The 16625-nt window shown below is 38.4% G+C and carries 15 protein-coding genes; 6 read left to right on the top strand and 9 right to left on the bottom strand.

Features of this window, described 5'->3' with window-relative positions; all coding sequences use genetic code 11:
* Position 1: 1 nt before the first annotated feature.
* Together OM33_RS19340 and OM33_RS19335 are read right to left on the bottom strand one after the other, a co-directional pair.
* The gene (locus tag OM33_RS19340; protein WP_040136013.1) at positions 2-1387 is read right to left on the bottom strand and encodes an aspartate ammonia-lyase; all 1386 of its coding nucleotides are present in this window, start codon (positions 1385-1387) and stop codon (positions 2-4) included.
* Between the two features lie 120 nt (positions 1388-1507).
* The gene (locus OM33_RS19335) at positions 1508-2383 is read right to left on the bottom strand and encodes a LysR substrate-binding domain-containing protein (RefSeq protein ID WP_052141190.1); all 876 of its coding nucleotides are present in this window, start codon (positions 2381-2383) and stop codon (positions 1508-1510) included.
* 58 nt (positions 2384-2441) lie between these two features.
* Between OM33_RS19335 and OM33_RS19330 the strand changes: the two genes are divergently transcribed.
* Positions 2442-3026: a hypothetical protein gene (locus tag OM33_RS19330; protein WP_040136011.1), complete on the top strand. Its 585-nt coding sequence runs from the start codon at positions 2442-2444 to the stop codon at positions 3024-3026.
* 68 nt (positions 3027-3094) lie between these two features.
* Here the strand turns inward: OM33_RS19330 and OM33_RS19325 are convergent, their stop codons facing one another.
* Complete coding sequence (locus tag OM33_RS19325) at positions 3095-3388, bottom strand: DUF1496 domain-containing protein (protein ID WP_040136009.1); 294 nt, start codon at positions 3386-3388, stop codon at positions 3095-3097.
* A 172-nt stretch (positions 3389-3560) separates the two neighbouring features.
* Here OM33_RS19325 and OM33_RS19320 point away from each other — a divergent pair, with 172 nt between their 5' ends.
* On the top strand, positions 3561-4421 hold the full coding sequence (locus OM33_RS19320) for a hypothetical protein (protein ID WP_040136008.1): 861 nt from the start codon (positions 3561-3563) through the stop codon (positions 4419-4421).
* Here OM33_RS19320 and maiA read toward each other — a convergent pair.
* From maiA to OM33_RS19305, 3 genes are all read right to left on the bottom strand, one after another.
* Complete coding sequence (maiA, locus tag OM33_RS19315; RefSeq protein WP_040136007.1) at positions 4418-5044, bottom strand: maleylacetoacetate isomerase; 627 nt, start codon at positions 5042-5044, stop codon at positions 4418-4420. The two genes, OM33_RS19320 and maiA, sit on opposite strands and share 4 nt — an antisense overlap.
* Before the next feature lie 80 nt (positions 5045-5124).
* Positions 5125-6420, bottom strand: a complete 1296-nt coding sequence (gene hmgA / locus OM33_RS19310) for a homogentisate 1,2-dioxygenase (protein ID WP_040136006.1) — start codon at positions 6418-6420, stop codon at positions 5125-5127.
* 121 nt (positions 6421-6541) lie between these two features.
* A complete protein-coding gene (locus OM33_RS19305) occupies positions 6542-7198 on the bottom strand; it encodes a hypothetical protein (RefSeq protein ID WP_040136005.1) in 657 nt (218 codons plus the stop codon).
* Between the two features lie 168 nt (positions 7199-7366).
* Here OM33_RS19305 and OM33_RS19300 point away from each other — a divergent pair, with 168 nt between their 5' ends.
* Positions 7367-7786: a MarR family winged helix-turn-helix transcriptional regulator gene (locus tag OM33_RS19300; RefSeq protein WP_040136004.1), complete on the top strand. Its 420-nt coding sequence runs from the start codon at positions 7367-7369 to the stop codon at positions 7784-7786.
* Between the two features lie 165 nt (positions 7787-7951).
* Here the strand turns inward: OM33_RS19300 and OM33_RS19295 are convergent, their stop codons facing one another.
* Together OM33_RS19295 and OM33_RS19290 are read right to left on the bottom strand one after the other, a co-directional pair.
* A complete protein-coding gene (locus tag OM33_RS19295; protein WP_040136003.1) occupies positions 7952-11095 on the bottom strand; it encodes a TonB-dependent receptor in 3144 nt (1047 codons plus the stop codon).
* A 47-nt stretch (positions 11096-11142) separates the two neighbouring features.
* Positions 11143-11994 (bottom strand): S1/P1 nuclease, encoded by an 852-nt coding sequence (locus tag OM33_RS19290; RefSeq protein WP_040136002.1) that lies wholly within the window; start codon positions 11992-11994, stop codon positions 11143-11145.
* A gap of 207 nt (positions 11995-12201) precedes the next feature.
* On the opposite strand from OM33_RS19290, the gene OM33_RS19285 reads away from it, so the two are divergent.
* Positions 12202-13053 (top strand): hypothetical protein, encoded by an 852-nt coding sequence (locus OM33_RS19285; RefSeq protein WP_040136001.1) that lies wholly within the window; start codon positions 12202-12204, stop codon positions 13051-13053.
* Positions 13040-13975 carry a hypothetical protein gene (locus OM33_RS19280; RefSeq protein ID WP_040135999.1) on the top strand — a complete coding sequence of 312 codons (936 nt, stop codon included), beginning with the start codon at positions 13040-13042 and terminating at the stop codon, positions 13973-13975. Before OM33_RS19285 ends, OM33_RS19280 begins: the two co-directional genes overlap by 14 nt.
* 53 nt (positions 13976-14028) lie before the next feature.
* On the opposite strand, the gene ushA is transcribed toward OM33_RS19280, so the two are convergent.
* Complete coding sequence (gene ushA / locus OM33_RS19275; RefSeq protein ID WP_040137002.1) at positions 14029-15627, bottom strand: bifunctional UDP-sugar hydrolase/5'-nucleotidase UshA; 1599 nt, start codon at positions 15625-15627, stop codon at positions 14029-14031.
* A 234-nt stretch (positions 15628-15861) separates the two neighbouring features.
* On the opposite strand from ushA, the gene OM33_RS19270 reads away from it, so the two are divergent.
* Positions 15862-16623: a peptidylprolyl isomerase gene (locus OM33_RS19270; protein ID WP_040135998.1), complete on the top strand. Its 762-nt coding sequence runs from the start codon at positions 15862-15864 to the stop codon at positions 16621-16623.
* Positions 16624-16625 lie beyond the last annotated feature (2 nt).

Genomic DNA, 16625 nt, shown 5'->3' with positions numbered 1-16625 from the left:
CCTACGCAGGCTGTGTAAGTTTTTCAGGTGTTAGGACATCGTCAAGAGTTTGCTCACTAAGTAGTCCCTGTTTTAATACTAAATGCTTTACTGATAGGCCTGTTGCAATGGCGTCTTTTGCAATGCGTGATGCAGCTTCATATCCTATAAAAGGATTAAGCGCTGTAACCATTGCTAGACTGTTATCAAACAACTCTTTGCAGCGCGCTTGGTTTGCTGTTATGCCAGAAATACAATGTTTGTTAAATACTTCACAGGTGTTGGTTAATAACGCAAGTGACTGGAACAAATTAAAAGCAATAAGTGGCTCCATTGCATTAAGTTGTAATTGACCTGCTTCAGCTGCCATACAAATTGCAGAGTCAAAGCCAGCTACTTGATATGCCACTTGGCTCACTACTTCTGGAATTACAGGGTTTACCTTACCTGGCATAATCGAACTACCTGGTTGTTTTGCTGGTAAATTAATTTCGCTAATACCTGCACGTGGCCCCATGCTCAGTAATCTAAGATCATTCGCAATCTTTGATAGTTTGATGCCGAGGCGTTTGAGTGCAGATGAATACGTTACAAAATCACCCATATCTGAACTAGCCGCTATCAAATTATGTGTCTGTTCAAAAGGAATGTTGGTTAACTGTGACAGTGATTCTATGGCTAATTCTGCATAGTTCGACTCGGTATTTATACCCGTACCTACTGCAGTGCCACCCAGGTTGATTTTGTGAAATAACTTACTGAACTGCTCAATGAGTTTTAATTCATCTTCTAGAGTTGCTGCGAATCCGCCGAACTCTTGGCCAAGTGTCATTGGCACTGCATCTTGTAATTGTGTTCTTGCGACTTTATGAATATCAGAAAACTCTTTTGCCTTTTCTTTAAAAGAGGCGACTAGCTTGGTTAATGATGCAAGTAACTTCGGTTGCTCAATTAAAAGACCCAATCTGATAGCAGTTGGATAGGCATCATTAGTCGATTGTGACAGGTTTACATCGTTGATTGGATGAAGGTAATGATACTGCCCTGGTCTGTGACCTAACTTTAATAGGGCTAAATTAGCGATTACTTCATTCGCATTCATATTCGTGGAAGTACCAGCCCCTCCTTGGATCATGCTTATTGCAAATGCACAATGATGATTACCATTAATTAAATCTATACATGATGCATAGATTGCATCAGCTTTGTGACTTTCTAAAATTCCCAACTGGTTATTAGCTTGCGCACATGCTGCTTTCACATACGCTAACCCTTGTATCAAAGAGGGATATTGATTGAGTATGCTATTACAAATTGGGAAATTATCTATGGCTCTAGATGTTTGAATTCCATATAAAATATTATCTTCTATCGCCATTGTACCAAGAGAGTCATTTTCAATACGCATTTGTCTTTACTTGTACTACTGAGTGAGAGTGGTGGCAGATTACTCGAGATAATGAAAGATGGCTAATGCCGAAAAACTGGAATGGCTATGCAAAAAATGCATAGCACAAGTTTAATCAGCTTAGTCGTTATCGAGCGCTTGTGTGATCCCTTGCCAGTAGACTGACTGAGTATGATCATTGGATGGTAGTCGGTACAAACATATACTTAGGTTGTCGATTGTATGAAAATTATCAAGCAGAGTGAGCTTGCCGTTATTTAATTCTGTTTCAATTGAGTATTCAGGTAACCACGCAAAGCCTAAACCTTGTAAAACCATAGTTTTTAAGCTGTCAGCCATAGATGAACTAGCTACTTTGTCGAGTTTTTCTTTCGTTTCTTCATTAATTGCCTGTTCAACTGTTCTGCCTAAGAAAATTGACGATTGATAAGCAAGATAGGGGATTTTCGTTTTGTGAGCCCACTGTGTTACTGCGTTTGTTAAAGCAACGGGAAGTAATTTAATATTTTGCAATTCAAATCGTTCGTAGCCTTTGCCAAGTAATTCGTGATCATGAAATGCAAGCAAATAATCACAATTATTACTTTTAAGAAGCTTTGTACAATCATCCGCATCGGCAATTTGTAATTGCGCGCTAATATGGGGTAATTGTCGCTTTAATGTTTTAAGAATTTTCGGAAATACCCCTAAAGCAAGTGTGTGTGTTGCTGCTATCTTGAGGGCTTGTGCATAGCTGGTTGCACGCAGTTTTTCTGCCGAAGTATTTAGCAAATGAAGCACTGATTGGGCCGTCGATTTAAATTCTTCACCTTGCTCAGTCAATGTTAATGGTGAACTTCTTCTATCGATAAGTTGACAGCCGAGACTTTTCTCAAGTGATTGAATTCGTCGACTAAAAGCAGGCTGAGTTACAAAGCGAAGCTGTGCTGCTGTTGTAAAATTGCGCGTTTCACTTAAAATCAGAAAGTCCTGTAACCACTTTGTTTCAATATTCATTAGTTGTATAAATAGTTTGAAAGCCAATTAAGGCAATTAAAATCATAAGGATAATACTATGCGATTAGTTATGATGTTAGCGTTTTCCCTCATTTCTTGTATGTCTTATGCACAGCAATGTCTTGAGCCTGTTCCAGCCAGTGCGTCTTTTATTGAAAAGCCGGCAAACAATAAGTTAACACGAAGCCAAGAAGCCAGTCTTAATAGACTTTTTAAAGAGCTGGCACGCTCTTGGACTGGTAAAAGTAGTGGTTATTATTGTATTGGTGAAGAGATACAAAAAGCGCGTAAGGAATATAAATCGCACCAACTTGAAATGTCATTTACTAATGATACACCTTTAGTACTTAGGGCACGTACACAGGCTCAAGATAATGATGAATTTACTCAAAAACTGTCAAGCTTAACCGTATATGCTGATCAGGGTTATTTAAGATTTGATCAGAACAATTCAGCAGGTGATGTATGGCTAGAACAGCTTTCATCAACACACCTTAGTGTTTGGTCAATCAGTCGTGCAGGTACCGTCTATCATTTAATAAATCGTGTAATTAAGCGAAGTGCAGGTGCATTTTCAATCAGCATAACAACGTATAGCAATAATAGATTAACTAGTCATTATGAAGGGCGTTTAAGGTATTAGTATTCAAAAATATCAATAAATTTCAAAACGCTATAAATTTATACATCTAATTTTGCAGCTCTTAAAATTTACTTTATTGATATTTTAGATTTTTGAGTGGGGTAAATAATGTTGCCCTTATCGTCTAGCTTTAACCAGCCGAGTTGTCCATTGGGCTGGTTTTTATCTTTACGCGTACACATCAATGTCAGTTTAGCAACTTCAATAATGGCACCTTCAGAATACTTTTTATCTTGATACCAACATACTTGCTGCAGCGAATCACCATTTATCCAAACTTTGGCTTTGCTCTCATTGGCACCTGCAAAGTTAGCTACTAGGTAAAGTGGTAAGCCAAGAGCAAAAACGTTAATTAATTTCATGCGACAATTCCTAAAAACGGATTACATATCTTTTGTATGACACAGTAAAACACAAAGATGGTTTAAGTATATACACTTAATCTGAGTGTAGTTTAAACGACGAAAACCATGATTTGTGAAAATGAAAATTCAAATCTAGGCTTAAGCTAGAAAACAGCAAAATAAGTTAATTATGGTTACTCGCTATTTTTATACTTTAATAATCTGCATCTCTTTACATATTAACGCTAAAGTTGTTGATATCACTGTTGAAACGGATATTTATTTTTATGCAAAAGAGATTATTGATAAACAACCAATTTTAGAAATAACAGATTATTCAGGAAAGAATGCGCAGCGTGATGTGGTTGAATTTATACTTGTGCAACAAGCTTTACTTTTAGGGGGCGCTGATATCAAATTTAATTTTATCTACGGCAATTATGATGCTCGGAATTTAAAGTTGTTAAATGAGGGGCTATTGCTATTGTCTTTTGATTCTTTGTGGTTAAGTGCAACCGAACAATATCAAGATAACTTGTATATTAGTGAACCGGTGATTGCCAAAGGTGAGTATTTTGCAGGGATTTTTACTGCTGAATCAAATTTAAAACGATTTTCAAATAACACATTTTCAATCAATGATTTGTCAATGGTATCAAGTAAAGATTGGCATGTTGACTGGATCACCTTGCAGGCACTAATGCCTAAAAAGTTAATACATGAATCCGATTGGATAGTGATGGCAAAAATGGTCAGTCGCGGCTGGGTCGATGGCATGTTAGCGCCATTTAAAAAACAAAAAAACTTTTCGTACATTGGTCCAGATTACAAGATAGTCGCGATCCCTAATGTTAAAGTCGCATTAGAGGACAGCAGGCATTTTGTTGTATCTAAAAATCACCCGTTAGGAAAAGAAACATTTGAAGCCCTGCAGCGAGGATTAAAAATCTTGCGACAGAGAGGGTTAATTGAAAAAGCCTACCGTCAGGCAGGCTTTATTAATGATGATGTGAGTAATTGGCGAACAATCAGCCCCAAAGTAAACAACTAATTAGCATCTAGTTGGTTTTCTGGTGCAGCGTCACTAAATGCTTTAATTTGATTACAACGGGTATAGATTGCATTTATTTTTGGAAACGCACTCATGTCGAGTTTGAACCTTAATGCATTAAAAACTTGAGGTATTAAACATATGTCAGCTAGGCTAGGTTTATCACCACAACAAAAATCTGTATCACCTATTTGCGATTCTAGCTTTTCAAAACCGATACGGATCCAGTGTAAATACCAATCTGTTTTTTGCTCGTCCGTGACATTTAATTCACCTGATAAGTATTTTAAAACACGCAGGTTATCAATAGGGTGAATATCACAGGCAATAGCATAAGCAAAACTGCGCACTTGCGCTTTTTGCCATGGATCGCTTGGCAATAAAGGCATCTCTGGATAAAGCTCATCGAGGTACTCCAAAATAGCTAAAGATTGTCCTAGTTTGCCATGTTCAGTCTCGAGTGCAGGTAACAGACCTTGCGGGTTTACTGTTAAATAATCAGCACTTTGCTGCTCACTTTTCAACAAGTTTACAGGCACCATCTCATGGTTAATGCTCTTTAAATTTAACGCAATGCGTACACGATATGCCGCAGATGAACGAAAATAAGTATAAAGTTTCATAATATTAATTCCTTTAAGCACGCATAAAAAAGAACGGCTTCCCGTTCTTTTAATACCAATTTATAAAATCAAACCAGCAATTATTGATTGAAGTATTTTTTAATGCCTTTCCAACAATCTAAATAATTTTGCTGGCGTTCTTCACCTTCAAGCGCATATTTAGTTGGAGAAATAACGTAACGTGATTCAAACATAAATGCGAGTGTATTTTCATAACGTTGCGGTTCAAGTTCAGCATTTGAAGCTTTCTCAAATACATCTGCCTCAGGGCCATGTGGCGACATACAATTGTGTAAACTCATACCGCCTGGCACAAATCCGTGCTCTTTTGCATCATAAACACCTTCAATTAAGCCCATAAACTCACTCATAATATTACGATGGTAGTAGGGGGGTCTAAAGGTGTTTTCTGCAACCATCCAGCGTGGCGGGAAGATAACAAAATCCACATTTGCGACACCTGCAGTACCTGAAGGCGATGTTAGAACAGTGAAAATAGATGGGTCTGGGTGGTCAAAACTCACTGTATTCATGACATTAAAGCGCGATAAATCATATTTGTATGGTGCGCTATTACCTGTCCAAGCAACGACATCAAGCGGAGAATGACCAATATCACAACGGAACAAGTTACCATTGAATTTTGCAACAAGTTCAAAGTCACCTTCTTTATCTTCGAATGCGGCGACCGGATATTGAAAATCACGCTCATTGGTATAACCATTAGCGCCTACAGGACCACGCTCAGGCAAAATATAAGGATGACCATAGTTTTCACATATATAACCGCGAGCAGCGTCATCTAGTAATTCAACGGAAAACTTAATGCCACGAGGAATAACCGCAATTTCACCTGGTTTGATTGCAAGCTTTCCGCATTCCGTATGAAGTACAAGTGCACCTTGCTGGGGTACAAAAAGTAATTCACCATCGGCATTATAAAAATAACGCCCATCCATAGAAGTATTTGCTACATAAACGTGAATGCCAATACCCGTTTGGCCATTAGCACTACCATTTGCTGCCATGGTGATTAAGCCGTCAATAAAGTCAGTTTTTTCACTTGGAATAGCAATCGGGTTCCAGCGCAACATGGTTGGTGGGGTTGGTACTTCGGTAATAGGTGCTGTTCTGAGTAGCCCATTGTCTAATGCGTGATAATCACCTTGCACAACAGAAGGGCGGATACGGTAAAACCAGTTTCGGCGGTTATCAGCACGTGGCGCTGTGAAGGCTGTTGTGTTGTACTGCTCTGCATACAAATCGTATTTAACTTTTTGTGGTGAAAATTGGCCAATTGGTAAGGCACCCTCAAGGGCTTCGCTTTCAAACTCGTTGCCAAAACCAGTTAAATAATCAAACTCTGGGAAATTCATTGCTCACTCCTGTTGTGATTTTTAATCAATATAGTCTCACGTGAGAGTAAATGCAAGTGCGATTCACAACAAAAAAAGCGAGAACATTCTCGCTTTTTTTAATTTTGAAGAATTATTTATACTATGATTTTGTTAGTGCACGCTTCACTTCCACATCATTAAAAATCTGTTGCAACTGTTCTCGATACGCCTTTAACACATTATTTTGTGGTGATTCAGAAGCGGATTCTTCAATAACATCACGCTCTTTAAATCGTTTTGAAAGTACATTCCCGTCAGTTAAGTGATAAATATCAACAACCGTATCAGTATCAAAATTAAACGCACTTACCCAATTTAAATTGATGCTGAAATACCATTCATCAAGGGTGAGTTGAATTAAGGTTGTTGCACCAGCTGCATTTAATGCATTTTTAATTTCCGCTTCTGTTGCGCTTGGCTCAAGTTCAACCGCTTCAGCTTGCCAACCTTTATTATTTAAACCGGCAACGATTCGATGCGTTAGCCATTGGCCCAGATTACGATTTTTGTCTTCTTTTTCTGTAGCAAGTAAGTGTTTTACATGCCAATCGACGGGAATACCAAAGGTAGAATGAGCAACACCAATAAAGGTTTTATCTTTTCCTTCTTTAACTTTTTTACGTTGATCAATAATAGAAATCAGTACTTTTTCAGTTTCAACATAGTTCGCTTTAGGTGTTTGTTGGTCGATGTTGATAGCACTAACACAACCGCTTAAAAAAATCACAAGCACACTTGTTAATAAAACTCTAATCATGATTATTCCTTTTATGTGAGTTTAAGAACGCGCATACTATTGCAACCAAAAAAGTAAAGCCAGACGAGCTGAATTTACTTTGTAAACTAATGTAAGTTATTGAATTATAATTAAGTTGAAAACAAATCTAGTTATCGGCAAACTTACAACTAAAAATGTGTTTAAACCATGATTGAACTGAATGCTTTCCTCCCTTATCGCTTAGCAACCCTAAGTGAACAATTGAGCGCCAGATTTGCAGGCGTATATGCAGATAAATATCAGCTCACAATTCCACAATGGCGTGTTATTGCTCATTTAGCTGCTGAACGACACCTAACGGCGAAAACAATTTGTGAACGAGCAGGGCTTGATAAATCGACGGCTTCAAGAGCAGTAAAACAACTTTTAGAAAGAGACATTGTGTATGGTAAACAATCAGCAGAGGACAAACGTGCCACCGTGCTGGGATTGTCTGATAAAGGCCAAACCTTGTATCAAGAGTTATCAGAAGATGCTAACAGTTGGCAGAATGCATTATTTGAAGTGTTAAATCATAACGACAAAGAAACGTTATTTCGTATTCTCGATAAATTAGATCGCAAGTAATTTTTGAAGTTAGCTATATTCGCTTTAAAAATTTAAAGAAGTAATCGGTAAAAGTAACGGCTAAAAAACGTTTATCTTGGCTTCAAGTGAGCAAATGGTTTAATAAAGAAAAAAAGCCTCGCATGTGCGAGGCTTTAACTATCAAGGGTTATCTAAATATTTAGATTAGAAACGGTAGTTAACACCTACACGCATTTGCCATAGTGAACCAGAGTTCTGAACATCTTGCTGTGCAGCATTTTTGCTGAAGCCTTCATAGATGTACTGGTCATTATCGCTGTCGTAAGACATGTCAACCATACGGTTACCTACGAATGCACCTTCTTTAAGTACACCCCAGTCATCGTTAAGTAAGTTGCCTACGTTCTTAATCGTGAAGAATACATTACCTTTGTGACCGTCCATGAAGCCTGGGATTTCTTGTGAAATCTTAACGTCAAATTTAACGTACCAGTCTGCATTGAAGTCGTTACGACCAACAGTTGCACCACGCGTAAGACCTTCTTTTTCGATCCATGCGTTCATATCAGCAATTTCTTCAGCGCTCATGTCGTATACAACGTTAGGATCGTTTTCTAACGGGATATACATTAACTGACGTGAACCATTCCAGTTATTATCGCCGAACTCACGGTCGCTACGGTTGTACGTGTAGCTGTATGGACGACCTTCACTTGCTTGACCGAATAGGTTGAAGCGCGTTAGGTAACCATCAAAGAACTCATGCTTGTAACCTAACTTGAATGTGAAACGGTGAGGTACTTCATAGTTTGATGTAGCAAGGCTTGGATCATTCGGATCCGTTACTGCTAAGTTACCGAAGTTAGAACCCGCTACTGATGATGTCATTGGGTTAACATCTTCAGATTGCGTGTAAGCATATGAAACAGTGAAGTCTAGACCATTGTCATACTCTTTCGAAAGTGCGAAAGATAGTACTGTTGATTCACCGTCATCGCCATCTACGTTAGTAAGTAAGTATTCGTTAAAGCGACGAACTGTATTACCTTCGCTATCCGTAAGCGGTGTGCTTGTGTAAATTGGACGACCATCAAATGTAGTTTCGCCAGTCTTAGTAAGTGCTAAATCACGAATAATTGCACTGTCTTGCTTCTGAGTGTGAAGTAAGTCAGCAGTGATGATGTAGTTATCTTCAGTGAAGTAAGTACCACCAAGTGCGAATTTCCACTCAGAAGGAATTTCAAAGTTGTGGTCAATTGCGTTTACAGAGCCTGAACCACCTGTTGAATTAGCAACTTGATCATATTGGTTTTGAGGCACTTCAAAGATTGGTGCACCACCGTTAACCATCGGTGTATTGAATAGGTCAACGCCACGCTCTTGTGTTGCGATGTTTACAACACCGTCATTAGAGTATGAGTTAGATACCCAAACGTTCGGGTTACCACCAGAGTAAAGACCGATACCACCACGTACTTCAATATTATCAGCTGCTTGCCAGTTGAAGCCAAAACGTGGTTGTAGTAAGTCAATGTCATCCATGTTCTTCGTGTTATTGAAGCCATATAGCTCAGTGAATAACGCGTTTTCGCGAGGCTTGTCGCTACTTGTGTACATGTCATAACGAAGACCGAAAGTAACACTTAGATCATAATCTAAGAAGTTATACTCGTCTTGTAGGTAGAAAGTATGCTGTGCAAAACCAAATTCTGCAGCTGCATCATTCGGGTTGTTTGTACCTGCTGAGTTGTTGTAGTAAACACGTGCCGCTAGGCCAGCTTCAAAGTCATCAATTGAATCGAAACGGAATTCACCTTGCGTGTGCTGCATGAATAAGTTAAATACGTTAACATTTTCATACTCGTAACCACCTGTGATTACGTGTTCGTCTAGGTAGTATGTACCAGCTAGTTTGAACGTTGTTGTGTCGTAATCTAGGTCATTTGATTGACGAGAATCATCTGGGCCTAAGAAAATTGTTTGGCCACCGTTACGAATTTGAACTTCACCAAAACCGCTAGCTGCATCTAGAGAACGCTGACGCATATCTACATCAGATTTACCAATGCGCATTTCAGTTGAGAAGTTGTCAGTCCAATCTGAGTATACAGAACCTACGATTGATTGGAACTCAACACCACGCTCATAGAAGTGGCTATCAAGTGTAACAGCCCAATCATCAGACTGGCTTAAACGGAAACCATCATTGTAGTTGTAAACAACACTTGCACGGTGATCATCATTGATGTTCCAGTCTAATTTTACAAGTAGTTTCTGGTCATCAACTGGCATGCTTGCTGGTGTAGAACCTGCGTCATAGCCATAAACGTCTTGTGCGATTTGACGAACACGGTCAAGATCTGATGGCGTTACATCGTCATCGTCGCTTGTACCAAGGCGAGGGTATTCAAATAACTCAGCACCTTCCAATTCTTCATAAGCTACGAATACAAAAAGTTCATCTTTAATGATTGGTGCACCAACTGAGAAGCCATAACGCTTTTCTGAGTAGTTACCAGTATCGATGTCTTCACCTTCGATTGAATCACCTTGCATTGAATCGTTAGTGTAATCGAAGAAAACTTTACCGTGAACTTCGTTAGTACCTGACTTAGTTACTGCATTGAAGTTACATGATGTAAAGCCACCGTAGTTTACGTCAAATGGCGCAAGTTCTACAGCTACTTGGTCGATTGCATCGTATGAGAACGGTGCACGAACAGTTGGGTAACCATTGCTGTTAAGACCAAAGTTATCGTTCATGCGAACGCCATCAAGCGTTAAGCTGTTAAAACGTGGGTTACCACCACCACACTGAATCGCACCGTCACCACGGCTGTCATCGATATAAATACGTGGATCCGCTTGAACAATGTCTTTTAGGTCACGGTTAATCGCTGGTTGGTTTTCAAGGTCACGAAGGCTGAAGTTTGCAGCAGGACCTGTACCACCAGAGAAAGAGCTGATAGGACGACCAGTCACTACGATCTGTTCCATATCTGACTTAGACTGAAGCTGAACACTTACTGGGTATTCTTTACCAAGAGTTAGGTATACATCTTCAACCATAGTGTCTTCAAATTCTTTTGAATCAACAATGATTTGGTAAGGACCACCTACACGTAGGCCTTTAGCACTGAAAAGACCTGACTCATTTACAGTTGCTTTTTTAACAGAACCTGAAGGTACGTGAATAATGGTAATTTCAGTACCAGCAGCAGGGTTGCCGTTAGGACCAACGATTGTACCGCGTACAGATGATGCAGTATCGTTAGCATAAGCAGCTGTAGAGCCTAAACATGCAGCAATTGCAAGAGGCAATACTTTTTTGCGTAGTTGCGTTTTCATTAGTAGTTTCCCGTGTAACTAAGTTTGAAAGTTAGTTTTGTATTTTATTACTTATTATTTTGTTCAAGGTAACCAATTGCATTAACTTGAACTTCTGCAGATTTATCAAAAATTTTATTTAATAAACCAGCTAATCTAATGCCACCTTGAAGCAGACGCTCTTTGACAACAGGCATCTGTTCATAAACATAGTGGTATTTGAATTCGCCATTACCAATGTCATATAACTCTTCGGCAATGTGAAATGATTCGAGTACCCAATCCTTTGGTTCTGATGCTAAGTAGCGAGAAATTATTCTTGGGTCTTTGGTATCAATAAATTCAACAAATTCAGTGTAGGAAAGGTTTTCACTTTCAACCAATCCTTTATCCCAAAGTGAGTGTAAGTTAGTTTCTTTACCAAAAAATGTAACTTTAATTTTATTACCACCCCAATCTTCACTTCGGCCTGCATGCATTGGTTGGTGAATATCGCCAACAAGGTGGGTTAAAAATCGAAAGTAAAACTGTTTCTTTTCAAGGGATGTATTTGGACTTTCAAGAACGGCGATTGATTTTAAAATACCTGAATAAATGTCGGTGACTTCGCCTTTATTGTGCGTAATGCGGTATTTAGCAGGTTTAAACTCATCTGCAGAAGAAATGTTGATGTAGTGCCATTTTCGAGAATCATATTTCCAAAAGTCAGCAGGGTTTGAGCGCATTTCATCCGCCCAAGTCGTGACCTCTGCAAGTTTATCTCCTTGCAATAAAGGGTAGATAGCACGACGTGTTTCGATCGTTAAATGGTTCTCGGCAATCTTACCAATAATTCGGTGTCCGTTTTGGCTCCAAGCAGTCACATTAAATGTGGTTAAAGTTAGAGCAACAATAAACAAAGAACTTATCTGCTTAATCATCTTTTTAATTGTGTATGGTTGTTATCAACAAGGCTAATTGTCCTGAGTTTTGCAAAAATAGAAAGGACTCATTGGGATTCATAATTACTTGTTAACAAAACTTATAAAACAAGGGGTTATGTTTATCAAATAAAATTACCTATTGCATTAAGTAAATATACGTGATGAAATGTAAACTTAGTTTGGCTCTTCTTCATAACAATAAAAATGAAATATAACTTTTTGTTTTCAAAAGCGGTAATAACAGCCTTTTTTTGTATATTAATTGTTCTTTTTGCTGTGCTTGGTGCAAGCCAATTTAGAAGTGATCAAGAGCAACTTGCTTTATTTATCGAAGTCAACAAGCAATGTGATGCTAAGTTATCGGAAAATGAAAATGTATTTCATATTTATGTACCTACCGAACAATTAGCAACGCAACTTATTCCTTACTTCTGTAATAACCCGGTAATTACAAAACAGTTCGGGCAGGTGATGTTGAATTGGGGCTATGATATGAGTGATGCCCTTGAATTTATTGGTCGTGGCAATGCTGATTTAATAATGACCAAAGAAAATTTAATGTTAGCGTTTAAAAGTGAACATACTTTTAACTACAAAACACTGCTCTCATACCCGGATTACACAGCGTTTTTTATTTCTTTAAATGAAAAACCACGACTTGAAAAAGAGTATTTTATTGATAAACGAATTGGTTTATTAGACTACCCAAGTAGCCGTTCGGGCTACATTTTACCGAGAACACTGTTCAAACAATTAAGTATTAACGTTGAAAATTTAAATATTATTCAAGCCAGTTCGCACAGTGCACTAAGGGATCTTTTGGCTGAAGGGAAAGTTGACTTAATTGCTTCCTATTGGAAACAAGATGATATGAATCGCTTTTTAGAAAATTACATAACACCTATTAGTAACAATGTAAGTGGTAGCCGCTGGTATTTTAAAATGGAAACGCAAAATACCGAATTAGCATGCGCAATTAACGGCATAATTCATCGCCATGCCAAAGCACAAACGTCCCCATATTTTAAAGATGTAGAAAGTTATGTTGAATGTTAGTCGAAATAAAATAATTCTATTGGCCTGTTTTGTTTTTGTTGTGTTACAAACCACCTATGGTGTGAGCAAGTTGTTCAGTATAAATAAAGCAAAGCAAGATTTAAGCGTATTAATTGAAAATCGAATTGCTAAAGATTTAATACGTTTACCTTTGCCAGATATTACTAAAAGTAGTGCTGGCAATGCACTTGCGATTAAACAATACATCAATACCTTCAATGAAAAGATGACGCATTTGCCACTTGCGCCCAAACTGTTAGCTATTCAATCTGATGATTATGAATGGCAAAGCTCTCGCCAATTAATTTCGCACTCTTTTCAAACCCCGAATAAAACCATCACTTTTGTTTATTCAGTCAAAAGGGTTTCCTTTTGGGATTATTTTTCGTTAGCGGCTTTACTGACTTCACTCGGCTTTTGCTTTTTAATTGCTTATCGCTATAAATTAAAATCGGCAAAACAGATTGTAACGGTTGAACAAGATAATGAAGAACGCGCGCGTTTAGTCATTGATTTAGAGAAAAAGCTATTGATCAACAGCCGAACACATGCGAGTGTGCCACTTGCTAATAAACCATTATGTTTTTTTACTGCACTGATTGAATATTGCGTGCTGCATCCAGATGTTTTACTTAATCAAAATAAGGATTTACCCGAAGAACTGGTTGTTTTGTCGAATAAGTACTTTTATCGACTGACTGAGCTTGGACATACAATTCGTAAACGTCCCAACTTCTCAAACAGTTTAGAAAAAACATTAAGTGAGATCCGCGCGGCACTGGATGAGATATTACTGGATGATTTGCCATTAAAGGAAATGTTTTTCCCGCCTAAGGCACATGGGGAAGGATCGCGTTCTAAACTACATCATTACGGTCTTAAGAATATTGATGCTGAATTTGTTGAAGTGATAGGTAAATAAATCAGAAAAAGAGAATTCAGCTTAGTGTGTTATAAACTGAATTCTCTAATTATTTAAAGGGTGTTTGCATTAACAGGGGAGTGTTTTAAGAAATAGTTTTTTAATACCTCAGCATCCACTGTATCAGTTGCAACAAAATGCGGGTGTTTGGTCATATTTGGGTAGCCATCACCACCAGCTGCATTGTAGCTGTTTAACGTGAAACGGTAGCGTTTGTTAAAGTCAAACGGCTTGCCAGCAATCGATTTGATAGTAAATTGTTCACTTGTATTTTGAAATTCTATGCCATAAAACTGGCAGTAAGCACCTGAATCTGGCGGAAAATTAGCAGCAGTTTTTATATAATCAATTAACTCCTGTCCTTGAAGCGATAGGTAGGTAATACGATTTTTAAAAGGGTGAACCTGCAAAATGTCTTTGTAACTTACGTTACCTTCTTTAATTGAATTACGAATACCACCGCCGCTAATAATACCGAAATCAGCACCAACACTCTCACTTTGTGCTTTGGCAATTAAACGGCCTAAGTTTGTTTGTACAAAACGAACTTTATCTCTTGAACCTTCTAGATTGCCAATTAACTGACCAATAGGTTGTGAGATTTTAGCTGAACCTTTTTCTTGATAAGGCGCAAGGAAAGCGAGCATTTGTTTATCTTCGACGATTCGTTCACCGGCCAATGATTTCACTTTTTTTCCGTCAACCATATCTTCACGGTACATGTTTACAGGAATAAGCTGATAATCAAGTAAGGTTAATTTGTTATTTTTAAGCACAAACTCTGCTTTACCAACATACTTTCCCCACTCATGGGCTTGCATAATCCAAGTACCATTTTGTTGATCCGGTTGGCATTTATCGCCTGGTTGAAATGATATGTTTGCGACGTTTTCACCTTCCATACAGATAGGTTCTTGCGAGTGGCCTCCAATAATCACATCAAGTGCATTATGAGGTAAATTGCGAGCCAGTGTGACATCACCTGGTGCATTAATGCCATGTTTAGCATCTACGTAATGACCCATGTGAGTGACAGCGATTGTAATGTCCGGTTGATATTTAGTTTCAAGTTTCTCTAACAAAGGTTTGGCAGCGCGAACAGGCTCTCTAAATTCAAAACCACCAATATATTCAGGATTAGCAATTTTCGCAGTATCAACGGTGGTCAAGCCAATCACAGCTATTTTAAGCTCACCGCGTTTAAATATATGGTAAGGGGTGTAAGCATGCTCACCAGTTGATTTGTGAAAAATATTGGCCGAAAGTAATGGGAAGTTTGACCAAGCAATTTGTTTGTCGAGCACATCAAGGGGATTGTCAAATTCGTGATTACCGATAGCCATGGCATCGTAACCAAGTAAACTCATGCCCTTAAAATCGGGTTCAGCATATTGTAAGTCTGATTCTGGAACGCCTGTATTTATATCGCCGCCAGAAAGTAATAATACATGATGGTTTTTATCTTTAGCCTCTGCGCGCAAACGATCAATCAGGGTTTTACGTGCTGCCATACCGTATTCACCGTCTTCATTTCGCCAAAAACGGCCATGGTTGTCGTTAGTATGAAGTATGGTCAGCTTTTGCTCTTCAGCGTTTAAAATCGTTGGCGATGCAGTTAATACACCGAAAGTAAGAGCAATCAAAACACGCATGTAGTTCATTGTTAGAATCATTTTTTAGCTAAAAACAGAGTTATTTTACCTAGCCTAACAATGTATTGGGCGGACAAATGTCCGGTGTGTACTGTGTTACAACACTTTAGGGAAAGATTACACATAGAAAGAGTGTTATCAATTGTAATTATAAAGCCAGATGACGTAGCCAATCGGGTTATTTATGGGTAAGATTTTGCTCGATAAAAATTAACAAAATATTCACGGGAAATTATGAACAAGCTAAAAATGGCTTTATTAGCTGCGGGTCTATCTGTTGGTTCAGCTCACGCAACCATTGTTGAAGTACAAACCACACAAGGTAACTTTCAAATCAACTTGTTTGATGAAACAACGCCTAAAACTGTTGAGAACTTTCTAACATATGTAAATAACGAAGATTACAATGGCGTGGTGTTTCATCGCCTAGTCACTGATTTTGTATTACAAGGTGGGGGTTATACCTACGATGGGGCAACGTTTGAAGCAATTGAAAATTATGGCAGTGTTATCAATGAGCCTGTTTACTCGAATGTACGTGGTACGATTGCGATGGCGAAACTTCCCTATCAGCCAAACAGTGCGACTAACCAATGGTTTATTAATTTAAGTGACAACAGCGGTGATCTAGATTTGCAAAATGGCGGATTCACAGTATTTGGTCAGGTTATTGGTAATGGTATGGAAGTTGTCGATAAAATGTCTGAATTTGCATGTAATGAGTACCCGCTAGTAGATACCACAGATGAACAATGTGCTGATTTGAAAAGTGGTAATCTAACTCTTGATTCTCAGAAACTAATCACAATTGACCATGTGGCTATTATTGATAGTAACAGCAATACGGCAAGTGGGTTGTCGCCAAAAGAAAACACACTGATTAAAGAGCCTGTTCAACCACCTCTTATCTCGACAGATTCAGGCGGTAGTTTTGGTGCACTACTGTCTTTATTAGCTGGCTTGATGGTTTTCAGACGCAAAACAACAGCCAAGTAGTC

It is taken from the genome of Pseudoalteromonas piratica, from assembly GCF_000788395.1.
In the GTDB taxonomy this organism is placed as follows: Bacteria; Pseudomonadota; Gammaproteobacteria; order Enterobacterales; family Alteromonadaceae; genus Pseudoalteromonas; species Pseudoalteromonas piratica.
Note: the sequence above shows the minus strand (reverse complement) of the source record. Positions and strands in the feature narration are given on the sequence as shown.